Annotated in this window: 17 protein-coding genes; 12 read left to right on the top strand and 5 right to left on the bottom strand. The window is 55.2% G+C overall.

Annotated features, from left to right (window positions below; all coding sequences use genetic code 11):
- Nucleotide 1 precedes the first annotated feature (1 nt).
- The gene (locus LJD29_RS21080; RefSeq protein ID WP_446743550.1) at nucleotides 2-1,579 is read left to right on the top strand and encodes a sulfatase family protein; all 1,578 of its coding nucleotides are present in this window, start codon (nucleotides 2-4) and stop codon (nucleotides 1,577-1,579) included.
- A gap of 295 nt (nucleotides 1,580-1,874) precedes the next feature.
- Here the strand turns inward: LJD29_RS21080 and LJD29_RS21075 are convergent, their stop codons facing one another.
- A complete protein-coding gene (locus LJD29_RS21075; protein ID WP_446743549.1) occupies nucleotides 1,875-3,005 on the bottom strand; it encodes a lactonase family protein in 1,131 nt (376 codons plus the stop codon).
- 597 nt (nucleotides 3,006-3,602) lie between these two features.
- Here LJD29_RS21075 and LJD29_RS21070 point away from each other — a divergent pair.
- The gene (locus LJD29_RS21070; RefSeq protein WP_446743548.1) at nucleotides 3,603-4,214 is read left to right on the top strand and encodes a CGNR zinc finger domain-containing protein; all 612 of its coding nucleotides are present in this window, start codon (nucleotides 3,603-3,605) and stop codon (nucleotides 4,212-4,214) included.
- A 121-nt stretch (nucleotides 4,215-4,335) separates the two neighbouring features.
- Here LJD29_RS21070 and LJD29_RS21065 read toward each other — a convergent pair whose 3' ends face one another.
- The gene (locus LJD29_RS21065; protein WP_446743547.1) at nucleotides 4,336-5,436 is read right to left on the bottom strand and encodes an NAD(P)H-dependent flavin oxidoreductase; all 1,101 of its coding nucleotides are present in this window, start codon (nucleotides 5,434-5,436) and stop codon (nucleotides 4,336-4,338) included.
- A gap of 692 nt (nucleotides 5,437-6,128) precedes the next feature.
- Between LJD29_RS21065 and LJD29_RS21060 the strand changes: the two genes are divergently transcribed.
- On the top strand, nucleotides 6,129-6,710 hold the full coding sequence (locus LJD29_RS21060; RefSeq protein WP_446743546.1) for a TetR/AcrR family transcriptional regulator: 582 nt from the start codon (nucleotides 6,129-6,131) through the stop codon (nucleotides 6,708-6,710).
- Between the two features lie 274 nt (nucleotides 6,711-6,984).
- On the opposite strand, the gene LJD29_RS21055 is transcribed toward LJD29_RS21060, so the two are convergent.
- Nucleotides 6,985-7,455, bottom strand: coding sequence for a PepSY domain-containing protein (locus LJD29_RS21055; protein WP_446743545.1), 471 nt, complete (start codon nucleotides 7,453-7,455; stop codon nucleotides 6,985-6,987).
- Between the two features lie 317 nt (nucleotides 7,456-7,772).
- On the opposite strand from LJD29_RS21055, the gene LJD29_RS21050 reads away from it, so the two are divergent.
- The 3 genes from LJD29_RS21050 to LJD29_RS21040 are packed head-to-tail and all read left to right on the top strand — an operon-like array spanning nucleotide 7,773 to nucleotide 10,169.
- On the top strand, nucleotides 7,773-8,834 hold the full coding sequence (locus LJD29_RS21050) for a type III polyketide synthase (protein WP_446743544.1): 1,062 nt from the start codon (nucleotides 7,773-7,775) through the stop codon (nucleotides 8,832-8,834).
- A 52-nt stretch (nucleotides 8,835-8,886) separates the two neighbouring features.
- Nucleotides 8,887-9,534 (top strand): methyltransferase domain-containing protein, encoded by a 648-nt coding sequence (locus LJD29_RS21045; RefSeq protein ID WP_446743543.1) that lies wholly within the window; start codon nucleotides 8,887-8,889, stop codon nucleotides 9,532-9,534.
- Nucleotides 9,531-10,169 (top strand): DUF2306 domain-containing protein, encoded by a 639-nt coding sequence (locus LJD29_RS21040; RefSeq protein WP_446743542.1) that lies wholly within the window; start codon nucleotides 9,531-9,533, stop codon nucleotides 10,167-10,169. Before LJD29_RS21045 ends, LJD29_RS21040 begins: the two co-directional genes overlap by 4 nt.
- A gap of 32 nt (nucleotides 10,170-10,201) precedes the next feature.
- On the opposite strand, the gene LJD29_RS21035 is transcribed toward LJD29_RS21040, so the two are convergent.
- Nucleotides 10,202-10,981 (bottom strand): hypothetical protein, encoded by a 780-nt coding sequence (locus LJD29_RS21035; protein WP_446743541.1) that lies wholly within the window; start codon nucleotides 10,979-10,981, stop codon nucleotides 10,202-10,204.
- Between the two features lie 189 nt (nucleotides 10,982-11,170).
- Here LJD29_RS21035 and LJD29_RS21030 point away from each other — a divergent pair, with 189 nt between their 5' ends.
- The 4 genes from LJD29_RS21030 (at nucleotide 11,171) to LJD29_RS21015 (ending at nucleotide 14,761) form a co-directional block, all read left to right on the top strand.
- The gene (locus LJD29_RS21030; protein WP_446743540.1) at nucleotides 11,171-12,301 is read left to right on the top strand and encodes an NAD(P)/FAD-dependent oxidoreductase; all 1,131 of its coding nucleotides are present in this window, start codon (nucleotides 11,171-11,173) and stop codon (nucleotides 12,299-12,301) included.
- A gap of 41 nt (nucleotides 12,302-12,342) precedes the next feature.
- Entirely contained in the window at nucleotides 12,343-12,906 is a 564-nt protein-coding gene (locus LJD29_RS21025; RefSeq protein ID WP_446743539.1) for a YceI family protein, read from the top strand.
- A gap of 169 nt (nucleotides 12,907-13,075) precedes the next feature.
- Nucleotides 13,076-13,789: a hypothetical protein gene (locus LJD29_RS21020; protein WP_446743538.1), complete on the top strand. Its 714-nt coding sequence runs from the start codon at nucleotides 13,076-13,078 to the stop codon at nucleotides 13,787-13,789.
- A 765-nt stretch (nucleotides 13,790-14,554) separates the two neighbouring features.
- Complete coding sequence (locus LJD29_RS21015; RefSeq protein WP_446743537.1) at nucleotides 14,555-14,761, top strand: hypothetical protein; 207 nt, start codon at nucleotides 14,555-14,557, stop codon at nucleotides 14,759-14,761.
- Nucleotides 14,762-14,819: 58 nt separating this feature from the next.
- Here LJD29_RS21015 and LJD29_RS21010 read toward each other — a convergent pair whose 3' ends face one another.
- Nucleotides 14,820-15,257 carry a winged helix-turn-helix transcriptional regulator gene (locus LJD29_RS21010; RefSeq protein WP_446743536.1) on the bottom strand — a complete coding sequence of 146 codons (438 nt, stop codon included), beginning with the start codon at nucleotides 15,255-15,257 and terminating at the stop codon, nucleotides 14,820-14,822.
- Nucleotides 15,258-15,391: 134 nt separating this feature from the next.
- On the opposite strand from LJD29_RS21010, the gene LJD29_RS21005 reads away from it, so the two are divergent.
- Nucleotides 15,392-15,778: a hypothetical protein gene (locus tag LJD29_RS21005; protein ID WP_446743535.1), complete on the top strand. Its 387-nt coding sequence runs from the start codon at nucleotides 15,392-15,394 to the stop codon at nucleotides 15,776-15,778.
- 39 nt (nucleotides 15,779-15,817) lie between these two features.
- On the top strand, nucleotides 15,818-16,579 hold the full coding sequence (locus LJD29_RS21000) for an SDR family oxidoreductase (RefSeq protein ID WP_446743534.1): 762 nt from the start codon (nucleotides 15,818-15,820) through the stop codon (nucleotides 16,577-16,579).
- Nucleotide 16,580 lies beyond the last annotated feature (1 nt).

The following is a 16,580-nucleotide window of genomic DNA, read 5'->3' as shown; positions in this document are numbered from 1 at the left end:
GATGGCATGCGCAGCTGCCAATGGAAGCCTGCGACTATTTGGTCAGGATACAACCGCATCATCCCGCCCGAATATCATCATCTTCATTGCCGATCAGCGCACTTACGGCCTTAGCAAGGGCACGGGATATCCGCTCGATACGAGTCCAACCCTTGACCGCCTGCAGTCAGAGGGCGTCGGTTTTGAGCGCAACTATTGCACCGCGCCGCTTTGTGTGCCAAGTCGAGTATCGATGCTCACCGGCCGTTGGACGAACGCGCATCATGTGCGGAACAATCTCATGGCGGGCGAGGCGTACTTCGAAAAGGATATCTATCAGGTTGCGCATGAGCAGGGTTACAAAACGGCGCTTTGCGGTAAGAACCATACCTATCTGAAGAAAGAAAACGTAGACGTCTGGCGTGAGTACACACACACCGGCGGACCGCATGAACCCGGCTCTAAGAATGCGGAATTCGATCAATACCTTACCGATGCTCATTTCAACGTAGTCGACAAGCCAACACCGTTTCCGCTCGAAACCCAGTTGCCCTACCGCATCGTTTCAGATGCCATGACGTTTATCGACGGCGCAGGTTCTCAACCGTTCTTGGTTCAGGTGAGCGTGCCCGAACCACACAATCCCGAGCAGGTACCCACACCTTACTGGAATATGTTTCCTCCGGAGTCGATCCCGGGGCGCTGCGCCGGGCCGGAGAAGCTGCCTGAAGTGGGATTCCGTATGCAGTGGGAATACCGCATGCAGCAGGACGCGTCCCCTCAGACCGAGCGCTTATGGCGGCGCTATCTTTCGAACTACATGGGGATGCTGCGGCTCATCGACGACCAGGTCAAGCGGCTAGTCGAACATCTCGAAGCCAAAGACCTCATGAAGAACACGGTCGTAGTCTTCACCTCAGATCACGGCGATGCCCTGATGAACTTTGGATTAGGGCACAAGGGACTCGACCTGAGGGAGACTGTAACCCACACGCCTCAGATATGGTTTGGCGGCGGCATTAAGCACAGCGCCGAGGTGCAACGGGTATTCACGTCGATGGCCGATCTCATGCCAACGATGTGCGAGGTCATGGGAGCCGAAATTCCGCATGGGGTGCAGGGAAGAAGCCTATGGCCTCTTCTCACCGGACAGTCCTATCCCGCTGAAGAATTCCGCAGTATTTACAGTAGCGTCGGCCTGGGCGGCCTCTACTACACAAATGCGGACAACGTACCTTACTCCACAGGTGAGGACCCTCACGGTGCGTCGTTCGACGAGCTCAATAAGGTTACGCTGAGCGGTAATCAAAAGATGGTGCGCATGGGCGATTGGAAGCTCGTTTACGACATGATGGGTTATGGCGAACTCTTCAATCTGCACAGCGACCCATGTGAATTGAACAACCTCTTCAACAAGCCAGAACATGCGAAAGAGCAGGCGGCCTTGATGGCCGAACTGCTGATGTGGGTGATTCGCTCAGAAGACAGCCTGCCCACCGGTCCACAGAATAAGAAGTACACAACGAAGTGGTCGAAACAGCACAACTGGTACGAACCCTATCGGGAAGCGGGTCCCCCTCCGGTCGCTTTCCAGCCTTAGCATCTTTTGTAGAGCGTAGCCCGAAGTACATGGCATTGCGTTTGCGATACGCGATTACGGCGCTACGCTGGTTTGAAAACCGTGTATCGAGAGTTTATGGGAGTTTGTCGAAACGACGATCGATCAGAAGCCGCTGATTTGGTCGGTTGCGGAGGCAGGATTGAAGTAGCTCTCAGTGCGATAGACTTCGCCGCGCTAAGGATAAATAAAGGCAGGGATGACGTTCGGTCCAACGTCATCCCTGCCTTTTTGCCTCAAGCTCATTTGAAGAAGCGAAGTGTAGCTTTTTAAAAGACTAGTAGGCTGCGATACCGTTGAAACCGACGTTCTTGGGGAGTCCCTCGATATCGCCTTCGGGTGTCAATGTCCCATCAGCGTTGATCTTGAAGACCCCGATAGTACCTACCATCGAATTAAGGGCGTACAGGCTGGTGCCGTCTCCGCTAATCGTGATGTCGAGGTTAGTAGAGCCTTCAGGCTGCGTGGCTACGATCGTGGAACCAATTGGCTGCAGTGTGCCTTTAGCGCCAATCGTGAAGCCGGAGATTGTGGATGAGCCAGCGTTTGAAACATAAGCGAACTTGCCGTTGGGCGTGATCGCGTTCCAGCAATTCGCACTGCCGAAGGTCTGCAAGCTCTGTGTCACCGGGATCAATGTTCCGTTGCTACTGAGGGAGAAGGAGGAGATTGTCGAGTCAGTACTGCCGGCAGGGCCAGTCGAGGAGAGGATCAATCGGCCCGACAGATCGAAGCGTCCAGAGAAGATGCCAGGTACAGGGCTTGCCGCTGTCTGGATCGGACCAAGTTTTCCATCCGGTTGGATCGCGAAGCTGTCGAAGTTGTTCGTCAAACGCTCTGTGACAACAAGAAACCTGCCGTTTGGAGCAATCGAGATGGAAGAGCCGCCAGCTGATGTTGCACTGAGGAAGGCTGTAGCATCCGGAACCTGCCGGAGTCGCCCAACCGGGTCCGCAACGAATCCGACGACGGTACCTGCGGCCGCGCCGTTGAGCACATAAACCCGGTTCTGCCATGATGCAACGGCAAGCGGTTCACTGCCACCTGAAGGTACAGTGTCAACGAGCAGGAGCTGCCCTCTCGGTCCAACCAGGAAGCTTGTCAGCGTACCGCTCCCTGCGTTCACTGCAAAGAGGAGATGATGATCGCTGCTGAAGGTGAGCGAACCCTGCGACTGCAGAGGATCGTTTGTCCCACCGCTGCCGCGCCCGTTCGTGCTGTATCGGTGTCTCTCGGAAAAGCGGCCATCATACTCACGGGAATAGGCCACGACTTCATTATGTTCTGCAGAATTGGTCATTACGTAGACGGTGGCAGTGTTGGGGGCGTCAACTGCGCCATACATCGTCGGTACGAATGCGCCGACACTGAGCGCAACCGCAAGGATGCTACGACCTAGCTTTAACATGATCAATCTCCTCTGCGCCACATCCAGACGTGCCGCTCCCGCATCCTGCTACAAACGAACAGTTGCAATGAGGACCTGAACTGTGGACAGCATTGAGAGTCAATGGTCGTGCAAAGGTTACGCAAAAGCGTAAAAAAATATGCATTTAAGAAACGATGCTCGTCAGTTCACAGATCGGGGTCGTAAAGATCGACATTGGGGTCGCTACCAACATGATGTGCTTTTGTCGCCTGACAAAGCTCGACTCCGCCAGAGATTAGTGAATCGCTCACCTCGAGGCAGCATCATAGTCGTAACGGTTATTGATTATTATGGACATTACATTGTCTATATCGCCTGTTTTTGCGCTTGGAGTTAAATATGGCAGAAATTTGTGACCACCAAGGTGTCGCGGTGACACACGGCCGGGCTTATGTGAGCTGCATCCGAATACACTATGTAGCCGCCGGAAAAAGGGAACCGCCACTTCTGCTCCATGGCACGCCAGGAATCACTGTTACTGGTATAAACCCATTACACGCCTCACGGAGGACTTCACTGTCGCGGCTCCCGATTTGCGTGGTTTCGCCTATCCCATCGAATGCATAGAGTGAGAGTATGAAAAAAGCTGCCAATGGAAGTAGAGCGCGCGTTGCGAGCGATGTCGATCACCTGGGCGGTCACATTGCGATCAATTTCCTGAACACTTCCCGGATGCAGGACGGGGTTCTGGCGGAGACACTTCAAACAGACTCGGACGTGAGAGCCTGGATGAAGAGCATGAGGGTATCTGAACCGGCCCTTGATAAGCCGCTAAAGGAAGGCGCTCTGCTTTTTGCCGCGAGGCATCTGCGTGACGTAATGCTTGAAGCGGTTCAGTTGAAGAAGGCTGGCAAGCGCATTGTGCCAAGGGAACTCAATCGCCTTCTTGCGCTTTCTACCAGCCATTTAAGCCTCAATCAGGTCAAAGACAATCTACAGATTGTCCGCAGCTACCACGCAACCAATCCGATTGAGTTTCTTGCACCTGTCACTGAAGAGATTGCGGAGCTTCTCGCGAATGGAAACTTTGATCTCATTCGTCAGTGCGAAGGGGATGTTTGTGTTCTCTGGTTTCTGGATCAGACAAAGAGCCACAAGCGTCGTTGGTGTAACGCTGAGACGTGCGGCACCCGGGCAAGAGTTGCGGCTTTCCGGGCCAGGAAAGCCGCCGTTTCAGGGAAGAAGTGACTGCCAGGGCTGGCATCGATCTATTCTCTAAACCACAGAGGGACCGGCGTCGATCTTGCTTCTTGCCACATCTTTTCAATTGCCGTTGCTTCTTCTTCGTCGTTCGCAGAACCTCCTCCTGCTAAAAGATGAGCTTCGTTTCCCGTTCTATTTCGGAGACAAGAGATTTCAAGAACTCCGTGGCATCTGAATGACGAGTGAGGCTTGCGCTCTGGCCTGCCCATAGCGGAATCAGGTCGCTTCTTCCGGCCGCCTGCGCTGGAATCGAGAGCGCTCGGACCATTTGTCGTTGAAGAGGATACGGCAGAATGTCTTCAGAGGCGGAGTTCCACATTTCCATCATGCGATTTCGTACGCCTCGCGCGAGCCTGCCGGTAAAGCCGCGGGTAAGTCCTGTTAGGGAAGCTTCTCCGTTCAGAATGATTGAACGATGTGTGTCAGTGGCACCTGAACCTTCACAAGCCAGGAATGCCGTGCCCATCTGCACGGCTTCAGCGCCAAGAGCAAACGCTGCACGCACACCTCGCGCGTCGGCGACCCCGCCGGCTGCAACGAGCGGCAGTGAGATTGCGTCGGCAACTTGAGGAACCAGAGAAAAAGTCCCCGTCAGAGATTCTTCAGCTTCTCGCAGGAAGGAACCGCGATGACCCCCTGCCTCGAATCCAGACGCGACCACAATGTGGACTCCGGCGTCTTCGAGAGCTTTCGCCTCGGCTACGGTAGTGGCTGTACCGATGATGGTAGTGCCAATTCGGCGGAACTCGTCAAGCACTTCACGACGAGGTATTCCGAAGATAAAGCTGAAAGCCGGGACGCGTGCTTCGATCAACACGCTGACCTGATCCTCAAAATTGGCAGGGTGATAAGGCTCGAACTTAGGAGGCTGCGCGGAGAGAGCCCTTAGTTCATTTTCGATGTGAGACAGGCTTCTTTGAAACTCCAGTTCGCTCGACCGGAAGGCCGCCTCGTCTTCCATAGACACCCAGAGGTTTACTGCAAACGGCCTCGATGTCAATGAGCGGATCTGCGCGATGGATTGCCTGATCCCTTCCGGATCTTTGCTGTAAGCTCCAAATGTCCCAAGCGCGCCAAAGTTCGAAACCGCTGAAGTAAGGCGCTCGGAAGAGAATCCTCCCAAAGCGCCCTGAATGATGGGGTATTCAATATCCAACTCAGCCGTTACGCGATTTTTCCGCCAAGAGGGTTTGTTCTCGTTCTGCATATCACTACCTTCCCGCTGCTGAATTCATTCAGAGGCCCCTTAGCTTGCAGCCCCTGCCTAACTTCAAGGAGTAGCTCCACCATGGCGGGCACTCCTACTGGAATATTCGTCAGCCCCATAACCCTTCTAACAGAAAGCCCAGCCTCGCCGGAAACATCATGAAGCAATTCGGAAGCCCATCAGCGATCTTCGGGAACTGCCTGGTGAGATTCTCGGTAGCTACAACGTAGACGCCGGTCTTGAGCACCTTGCCGATGGCGTCCAGAGATCCGAGATGTGCTCGCGCAGCGGCCAGCGCATTGAGCGTCGATAGAGGTAGCCATTACCATTTATCTGCGTGCAGGCCGCCGTCTACGTGAAGCACTTCACCAGTGACGTAGCGAGCTTCGGTGGTCTTCTGCGCCAAGCATCTGCTTAGAGCGAAGGCAATAACGGTATCTGGTTATCGCAGTTGATAGTGGATTGCGGTTGTAGTGGTTCCTTCACGGCTTTCCAACTGCGACACCCGTCGCCCATACTCCCTGCGTAACTTCTAATCCTCGGCCGACGGGCGGCGGTTTTGATATGCGAGGAGGGAATGAGTCTGGAACGGATCGTCCGAGCGTCGATCAACTGAACGGACATCTCTACTTCATAGCGCGGAAAGCCGCAGTTTGCTCCGGCGCCTATCACTTGGTAGACTGCGAGGCATAATGCAAAACGATACAGCAGATCGAATTCTCGCCGCCGCTCATTCATTGATGGCCGAGTTAGGATATGCGGGTTTCAGCTACGCCGATATCGCTGAACGAGTGAGTATCCGTAAGCCCAGTATCCATCATCACTTCCCAACAAAGGCGGAGTTGGCTGTTGCGGTTCTTAGAAAACACCGTGAGGGCCTGATCGGTGGCACTCAGGCGATCGATAAGAATATTCAGGACCCTCTCAAACGCCTGGGTGCTTATGTGAAGTATTGGGAAGGGTGTCTTGCAGACGGGACACAGCCATTCTGTGTTGCGGCTCTCTTGGCAGCCGAATTGCCGGGGCTTCCAGCTGAAGTAGCAGCTGAACTCAAGCTGCATTTCGCAAGTCTCAAGCAGTGGATCAGGAAAACCCTGGAGGCAGGAGTGAAGAACGGTAAGATCCGCGTCCAGGATTCATTCAGCGTCGAGGCGGATGCCTTCATGGCAGTCGTTCACGGCGCGCTTCTTGCATCGCGTGTTTCAGGCACTTGCGATGCATTCCGGGAAATTACATCCTCAGCGCTAAAGAAACTCGCTGCTGCCAGGCGCTGAGGATTCTGCGCGGCCGCCGCTAAGTCTCACGTGCCAATGGTTGCCAACGAGTAGAAAGAGGGAGAGTGAACATGTTCGAAAGACAGCACTCGACGGAACTGCACACGGTATCGCAGCCCAGGTTTACTGGCCTTGATGTACAGAGAGCAGCTGAGCTATCCGATTGGGCGCATCGTCGTTGATACGAACAAACAACGATTGCGCCAATCTCGGATTGATCAAGGTGAATTCGTTGAGGGTCTGGCGGAGAGAGTGGGCACGGGGACGATGACGCTTAGAGAAGCAGCGCTACGAGCGGACAGATGATGCCTGCCGCAAACACTCCAGCCACTAGAATTTTCCTCCGTGCGTACACCCAGGCCATGAACAGTCCGGTGCAGGTAGACAACACGAGCGCCAGCGCCGCCGCGGCGAAGAATATTTTCATCGGAAGAGGGTTCGGAGGCGCCGGCATCGATGTCGGCGCCTCAGTGGCCTTTGGAATATTGGGTTTGGCGGAATCCGGCTTGGGGGCGGCCGTCTTTGCTGTCTTGGATGGGGGAAGGTAAAGGGTACCCTTCTTGTGGAGTTGCGACAGGTGAACAAGGAGGGCCGGCGGAGTATAGGAGCTCCCACGGCTGGTCTCGTGTAAACCGAACATTTGAAGACCGCCAGTGATGGAGAAAAAGAGGATAGTCGGCGCAAAAAACACACCAAGGTAGTTGTGCGTCAGGCGGAAGGCTTTAAGGCGAGTCGCGAGCGTCATCTCGATCTACCGATCTTTCAGGCACCGAGATGCACCCGGTGCGATATATTCTCAGGCTTACTGATTCGTAACGTAGCACACCGGCGGAGATGCCAAGTCTCGTCCCAGCACAATCCTGAACGAATCGTCATCCTGCCTCCCCGGCGCAAAGTGCTATCAAAGGAATAAGGGACCCGTCTCAGCAAAGAGATGTCTTCGTTCGCGATCTCAGAGCAGCCTCCGCCAACGGATGAGTGAAGTTTGTGGCCGGACCAGATGCCTTCTGATAGCAGGGACAAAGAAAGATCGAAACCATTCCGAATGAGGGCCCTTTTAGCATGACAACCGCATACATAAACCGTATCGCGACGGCAGCGCCGGAGCACGATGTTCACCAGGTATTCGTCACCTTTGCTGAAGAGATGTTGACGGACTCGAGGCTTCGCGCGGTTTTCCGTCGCATGGTGAGCCGAGCTGAGATCGCGCATCGCTATTCGTTTCTTGATCCGGTGAAACGTCCTACTCGCTTCCAGTCCCATGACGCGAACGAATTCTATCGGTTAGGCAATTTTCCCGGCACAACGCATCGCATGGAGTTGTTCGAAGAGTGCGCTCCGGTGCTGATGCGAAAGACGATCGACAGGCTTGCTCTCAGCGAACACGAGCGTAACAGCATCTCGCATGTCATCGTTACGTGTTGCACCGGGCTGTATGCGCCCGGCCTGGATTTTGAGATCGTGGATCATCTCAGCCTCTCTCCCAAAGTGGAGCGCACGATGGTCGGTTTCATGGGCTGCTATGCCGCAATCAATGGATTAAAGCTGGCGCGGCATATTGTGCGCTCAGAGCCCAAGGCAAGCGTACTGATGCTGAACCTGGAGCTTTGCACTCTGCACTTCCAGGAAACGCAGGATTTGGAACAGGTGCTTTCCTTCCTCGTCTTTGCCGATGGCGCGGCGGCAAGCCTGATCACGGCTCAAGAGCAGGGGCTGGCCCTGGATAGCTTCGAAGCGATCATGGTGCCGGAGACGCGTCGGCTAATCACGTGGAAAGTGCGTGGGCTCGGTTTTGACATGCTGCTCTCAGGCCAGGTGCCGGGCGAGTTGAGTCAAGCGCTTCATGGAGGCGAACTCATGAAAAACCGGGACCATATCGACCTCTGGGCGGTGCATCCCGGAGGGAGGTCTGTCCTGGATGCGGTGGAGAAAGGACTCGAGTTGCCGCGAGAGGCATTGGCCGCTTCGCGCGAGGTGCTCTCGAACTTTGGCAACATGTCGTCAGCAACCGTAATGTTTGTGCTGAAAGCCATCATGGAACAGGCACGACCGGGACAACGCGGATGTGCGATGTCCTTTGGGCCAGGATTAACAGCGGAGACGATGCGTTTTCATGCCGTCTAGCTCCAGGATCGATTTCAGCCGCCGCGTTCCTCCGAAAGAGCTTCCGGAATGGATGGATGGCGACTGCAGTTATGAAGACTTCCGGGCTTGCCTGCTCAGCCTGGGAAAGATCAACCGCTGGCTTTTAGGCTATCGTCCGACATTGGCCTGGCTGGAAAGGGCGCCGCGCCGGCTTCAGCCTATACACATTGTCGATGTAGGTAGCGGCGGGGGTGACCTGTTGCGGCGAATCGCAGTTTGGGCGGAACGGCATAACATTGCAGTACGCCTGACCGGTATAGATATGAACCCTCTTGCGACTCGTGCAGCGATCGAACTCACCCCGCGAGAGTCGTCTATCAGATGGATTACTGGTAATGCGATGGAGTATCAACCGCAAGAGCCCGTCGACATCATCGTTAGCTCGCTGATGGCCCATCACCTGGAGGATGAGCAGATCGTCCGGCTGGTTCAGTGGATGGAAGCAACATCCCGTATGGGATGGTTTATCAACGATCTCGAACGGTCGGAGTGGAGCTATCGGATGTTCGGCTGGGTGCGCTGGCACCCCATCGTGCGGCATGACGGCCCGGTATCCTTCCGGCGTGCCTTCCGAACCGAAGATTGGCGCAGTCTTCTCAATCAGGCCCGAATTCCGGAGGCAAGCGCAACAATTGAGAAGTGGCGCCCCGGAAGGCTGTGTGTGGGGCGATGGAAATGAATCCAACTTCCGCTATGTCAGCCGTTAAGCCAGCTGGTTCTGGGTTCAAAGCCACTCTCTGGATCGCCCTCGGCGTTACTACGCTGTTTGTATTCATCACGTCGGAGGTGTTTCTCGCCGTTGACTACCCGATGTATCACGCTTACAGGCTGCAGGTCATTCATGACCGGCACCTGCTTATCCCTCATACGCTGAGTGGAACTTTCGCCCTCCTGGCTGGCCCGTTCCAGTTCTCCACCCGGTTCCGGCAGAGGCACATGCAACTCCATCGTGTCCTTGGCCGGCTCTACGTCGTAAGTGTTTTTGTTGGCTCGTTCACCGGGATCGCTCTCGCGGCAGGACGACCCGGTTTTCCCGGAACGTCGATGCAGGCCGCGGCCTGGATGGTATGTACGACCGCCGCTTTCATCACAGCACGGAACCGTCAAATCGCGGTTCATCGTCAATGGATGGCTCGCTCTTACGCGGTCACATTTACGTTTGTTTCCAGCCGTGTACTCAATCTAGTACCGGCCTATTGGAGCCATCTGGGCGACGTTCTTGCGGCAGTCGGTGTGATCGCCTTCACTCTCGCCTCGATCGTCCTGGTTGATTTAGGCATCAACTGGCGAGAACTCACAACCCGCCGTGAATAACTCTCCATTTGCATCCTCGAGCGAGCAGGAGCCTATCTCGTAAAGCTCGTTTCTTTGACATCCGCGATCACCACCGGGCCGTAGCCACCGAGTTGACCTATGGTTCTGATCACAACGGGCTCATCGCCCTGCGTGATCCAAACGTTCACATCTTTCGGCTTGAGTCCCAGCAGGCCGGCGAGGACACCTATGAATCCTCCCAGGTTGGGATGGATGCGATACACCGTTACCTTGAGGTTCTTTCCGTCGCTGACGAGGGATAGTCCGTTTTCCCTGGAAACGCGAAGGCGCACCAATCGCCCACCGTTGAACGGCACCACCATCTCCGTGTTGAACGCCTTCGTATTCTCGGCGGCATTCAAAAGCAGGGATCCGATAAATCCGTTCGCCAGATCGGGCGGCAGTCTCATGTCACGTGTATTGATGTTCACTGCGCCGTTGCTGTCGGTAGTCCAGCTCGTCGCCGTCTTGGCGTCGGCATCCACCTCAAAGTCGAAAGGCCTGGTGAAGAACGGACCCTGCTGAACATGATGGTCGCGCACCAACTGGAATGTGTTTTGCTGCCGATAGGTCGTTGTCTCTTCGTCCATCGACCCATCCAGGAAGTGATAGATCAGGTGCATCGTGACCATGTCACCTTCCACGGTCTGGGAAAACTCTCCATTGGCAAGGATGCTCCCGCCCTCGGAGCGCACCACCATCGTCTGGCGGAACGGGCGTTGAAGACGTCGGACCACCATCGGATCGGCGTGCGCTACAGCGCCAAGCAAGGCCCACGAGATGACGGCTGCAATGATGTTGATTCTTTTCATCGAATACCTCGTTCTCGCGCCTTCAGTGAGACATGCATCCTCTCTCACCATAGCTGGCAGGAATGACCCTGAAAATGACGATTCGTACAGACTGGGGATTCGACGACGCTCACCACCCGTCTATCAGATTGAATAGAGACAGGACTCTCGCGAAATGCGGTCAGATGTTCGATGGACCAGGAGTAAGGCTTGCAAGAAGAAATTGTAATTATTGGTGGTGGTGTTGCGGGGTGTGCGGCTTCGATTGCGCTCGCCCGTAAAGGAAGAAGCGTCACGCTGATTGAGCGTGAGCTGACTCCGCGGCACAAGGTTTGTGGAGAGTTTTTGAGCGGCGAGGCGCTTGAAGACTTGCATGCGCTGGGCATCGACGTTGCCTCCCTTGGTGCTGTACCAATCAACTACGTCCGCCTGGCTGCAGCGAGACGTGCTGCGCAGGCTCCACTGCCTTTTCCAGCCGCGTCACTTACAAGAAAGACCCTGGATACTGCCTTGATCGCCGCCGCGATCGCTGCCGGTGTACAGGTGAAACGCGGGGTGGGTGTCCGTTCGCTCGACCGCACTGGCACAAATCAGTGGCAAGCCACGTTGGACGACGGAAGCACTTACGAGGCTCCGACAACGTTTCTCTCCACGGGCAAGCTTGATCTGCGTGGCTACGGGCGGCCCAAAGATCCTCAACAGTGGGTAGCCTTCAAGATGTACTATCGGGTGTCTCCGTCTCAATTCGCCGATCTAGCGGACGCCTCCGAATTGACGCTCTACGCCGGAGGCTACGGTGGTATTCAACCCGTGGAAGACGGTATGGTGAATTTTTGCTGCGTGGTGCAACGAAGCTATTTCGCCCGCGCAGGTCTGCGATGGGAGGGCCTGCTTGCGAAGATGCAGCACGATTGTCCTCACCTCGCCATGCGGCTCACCGGCGCTGAGCCGTTGCTCCACAAGCCTATCGCCGTCACGCATATTCCTTATGGCTTCATGCGCCGCACAACCGAAGACGGCCTCTACTGCATTGGCGACCAGGCTGCCGTTATTCCGTCGTTCACCGGCGATGGCATATCCATCGCTCTACACACTGCCCGCAGTGCTGTAGCAGCCTATCTTGGCGGGGAGACCGCTCCAGTCTTTCAATCGAAATTACGGGCCGCTATGCTGCCGCAAATGCGTTTGGCCGAGGCTGCTGCGAATGGACTGAGCAACGCCTTTGCGCGAGCTGTGCTTCCGTTCTGTCTACGAGTGTGGCCCGGAGCAATGCGAGTTACGGCCCGCCTGACACGTGTTACACAGCCACCAACCGTTGCTCCGCAACCGCTGCCAGGTTGATTTCAGACGAACCGCAAGATTTCTGAGGGAGAATGATTGCCATGAAGACCGTAGCAGCCATAGTTCTCACTGTCCTGTCCGTTACAGCCGCGTCCGCTCAGCATCGGACATTTGCCGTGGACACCGGCACCAGCGAAATCAGGATGAAGCTCAATACAACGCATGAAGTGGTCAACGGTACATTCCATGTGCAATCGGGAACGATCGACTTCGACAGCGCGCATGCGACTATCTCAGGCACTGTCGTTGTCGCGGCAGGAAGCGGCAATACGGGCAATGGTAGCCGCGATAAGAAGATGAATAAGGACATCCTGAAATCCGATCAGTTCACGACCGTTTCGTTTGCGCCTAAGACCTACAGCGGAACGATTGCTTCTTCTGGCGATTCGACGATTCAGGTAAGCGGAGTGTTTACGTTGCTCGGTACGCCGCACGATATAACCATCCCGATGCAGATCCACATCGACGCGACGAACGCAACGGCAGAGGCGCAATTCACGGTCCCGTATGTCCAGTGGGGACTCAAGAATCCGAGCTTCTTTATTTGGAAGGCGGATAACGATGTGGCGATTTCGCTCAAGCTTGTTGGAAAGATTACCAACTGAGATGACAATCCATTCAGCTAGCCGAAGACCGTAGTTCCTGAGGGTACGATCGGCTTAGAGTCGCTGCCTGAAAATGCCAAGCACAATGAAGCCCCGTCTCGTTATTGCAATCTTAGTGTGTCTCTTCGTCAGGTCGTTGGCCGCACATGCGCAGACGGATGAAATCCAGGTGTACGACGGTGAGATTGCGGCACCTGGAATCTTCAATCTAATGGTCCATAACAACTTCACGCCGAAGGGGAGGCGGACGCCCGACTATCCCGGCGCGATCATCGCGAATCACTCTTATCAGGTGACGGCGGAGTGGGCCTATGGCGTCACGCCCTGGTTCGAACAAGGGCTCTACATGCCCGTAACCTCGCCCTACTCGACAAACGAGGGCTCAACGATCAATGGCTTCAAGATTCGAGAGCTCTTTACGAGACCGAATGGCCGCGATCACAAGTTTTTTTATGCGGCCAATTTTGAGTTCAGCGTCAACCATCATTACTGGGAATCCAGGACCATCACCTCTGAGATTCGCCCAATCGTAGGAATGCATCTGCACCAGTGGGATTTGATATATAACCCGATTGTAGACACGGATTACACGGGCGGTCTCGGCAACCTGCAGTACAACCCCTCTGGCCGAGTAGCTTACAACTTCAACGATCGTTGGGCATTGGCTGCGGAAGAGTATGACGGCTTCGGTCCTCTCCACGCCTTTTTACCTCTCTCGCAGCAGTTCCACGAAGTCTGGGCGACGACGGATTATTCAGGAAGCAAGTTCCTCGGCCTGCATGTCGAGACCGGCGTGGGATATGGGATGACTGGCGCTTCCGACAAATGGACACTGAAACTGATGCTTTCGCGTGATCTCAATGTTCATCCATGGCGTCCATAAAGCGCGAGCGCTCACGGCAAAGCGCTGGGACAAACGTTGGGTCTTTCTCAATCGACTCAATATGAAGGGCAAGTTCTGGGACCAGTAGTGGGCCGGTGACGAGCGTCATTCTCCTTCTGACTCTTCTTCTCGATCGAAAAGCTTCAAAACGTACTGCCTGATCTGGGCCTCTCCGTCAGTAAGACTTATCTTCCTAACTGGTTTGTGAAGCCAGTCTGAGTCGAAAGCGGCTTCCGCCGTCACCTGCGCTGCCCAACCTTGTGTTGAGTTGGTCAATGCTGTCGTTCGATTCCAACCTGGTACGAGAAGCCCCACTATGCCATCGTTCCCATGGAAGATTGCGAACCAGGCCCCGAACTGCAAGGTTTATGTAGCAGCTTAGCAAGAGCAAGGTGGCGGAGGTGGCTGGTGCTCACGCAGCCTACAGCTCTCAAGCCAGCGCTATCGTAGATGCCGTCAGGATGGCGGCTCGCGAGGCGGCTTAGGCGGCGGGATTGCCCGCGGATGTGGTCGAGTGCATGAACACGGACACAGCGTCCTTGCTCATCTGACTTGAACGCTCTACTCCGCCGATTTACCAGCTACTTTTAGTGTGTTGCGGAATCCAATCCACGTGAGGGACGTGGAATGAGCAGACGGTTTTGGTTGTGCGCTGGAATGACGTTGATAAGCAGCAGTGTGAGTGCGTTTTATTCCATCACCGGCCTTATGGGAGCCCGCGGGGATGTGTTCGCTCAATACGCAGCATCTCGGAGCGTGTCCCTGTTGCTGATCACCCTGCTCTCCGTCTTTTTCGGGCGGAGGGTTGGGGTCTTAGTCATGGCTTGGTGCATGTCTTTCGTGCAGTTGCTGGATGCATGGATTGGGCTCGTGGGGCACAATCCCTTCGAGACTTATGGTCCTCTTGCGTTTGCGATCATCAACTGCGTGCTTGCGTATTCGCTGTGGAAGGAAACTCAAGAGGGCGCCTGAGAGGGTCTCGTGAGTTGTGGAACATGCGCGCCTGGCTTCGATCGTCTATAGTGTCTGGCTATTCTGGGACGGTGCCGCAATCTCTGGCCCGGTCAAACGTGGTACGGGCTTGCTCTACCTCTGCGATGTGTTTTTCTGCCCACATCCAGACACCGCAAAACGCGGCGCTGAGGCTCAGTCCCAGCAGGGTCAGCCTATATTCAACTTTTGGCGGAATGACAGGATGTACGGTCCTGGCTACAAGCCCTTCTCGTTCCATCGAACGCAAAGTCTGCGTCAGCATCTTGTAGCTGATGCTTGGCACACACTCGCGTAGGCGAGTGAATCGTAGCTCCCCTTTTTCGGTCAGAACTTCGATCAAAAGCATTGTCCATTTGTCAGCGACTCGCTCTATCAATTCTGTGACCAGCCTCTCCACTCGCGCATCAGGCGCGGCAGGAGCCGTGCATGCTTCGTACTCCTGAAGGGCCGTGATCTGCTCTGCGCTGAGTGCCACTCTCGTGGGCATTCTCACTCTCCTTTAGGTGCATATTGAACCTCTAAGTGCCTACTTCCCAAAAGAGAGCGGCACGCCTAGAGTGTCTCACAGGGAGACTGATCGCTTGGACAATCTTCCCAACGGAGGCCGCTGTGCATGCATTTTTCCATAGCAAACGCATCCACGAAACGCTGCTTTACTCCGCGTACGGCTGGCTGTTGCTGAGCGGTCTTCTGCAATTCGTCATCGACGTGATTTCTCAAGCAATTCGTGGGAAGCGAACGCCGGGTGCTGAAACGAACCTTTATTACGGCCTGAACAGTGCCTATGCTCTGAGTCAGATTCTGTTCGCGCTGCTCGCCCTTTTCGCCATTCGCCAAGTCCTCAGCGCATTAGGCAGGTGGCCCGGGATCACGCTCGGACTATTCGCTGCTTCGGCATGGCTCACCATCTGCTTGCGATTTCTGGAGTACTCGCAACCACCCGCGACGGTTTTCTTATTCGTTGTACTGCTGCTTGGCGCGAGATTCACCGCCTGAACTCAACTGATATCGCAACTAACTCACGAGAGGTACACGATGATTCTTAAAGGTAAGACAATACTGATTACCGGTGGCACCAGTGGCATCGGTTTGGAGCTCGCCAGGCAACTGATACCGCGCGGCAATACTGTGCTCATCACGGGACGAGATCCGCAGAAACTCACGAAAGCGCAAGCCAGTTTACGAGGCGTGTATGCGATTCGGAATGATGCCACAGATATTAAAGAGATTGAAGCGCTCAAGGAGCGGGTTGGTCGCGAATTCCAGCTTGATGTTTTGATCAATAACGCCGGCATGATGCGCAACCTCAACTTGAACGGAGAGCGACCGCTCACAGATGTTACGCAGGAGATCGATCTTGGACTCAAGGCGCCGGCACAGATGATTCAGGCGTTTCTGCCGTTGCTGAAAACGCGACCGGAGGCGCTAATCGTAAACGTTTCTTCGGGGCTCGCCTTTGTGCCTTTTCCTTTATCGCCGGTATACAGCGCAGCAAAGGCCGGCCTCCATGCCTACACGCGATGCTTACGTGTTCAGCTGAAAGGCACCAGTGTAGGAGTTGTGGAGTTGGCTCCTCCTGGGACGGAGACCCCACTCTTCCGTGGCGAATTCGAACTGGAGATGAAAGGGCAGAAGGCCATGCCTGTGAAAACTCTGGTCGAGAAAGCCATCGCTGGCATCGAGTCAGGGAAGATAGAGATCCGTCCCGGCCTGAGCAATGTTTTGTACACCCTTAGCCGCGTGGCTCCAGGGTTGCCGTTCAGCCAGATGGCAAAGATGGTCCCCGATGCTTCGTGAC

This window comes from Silvibacterium acidisoli (assembly GCA_022870745.1).
GTDB lineage: Bacteria > Acidobacteriota > Terriglobia > Terriglobales > Acidobacteriaceae > Silvibacterium.
Note: the sequence above shows the minus strand (reverse complement) of the source record. Positions and strands in the feature narration are given on the sequence as shown.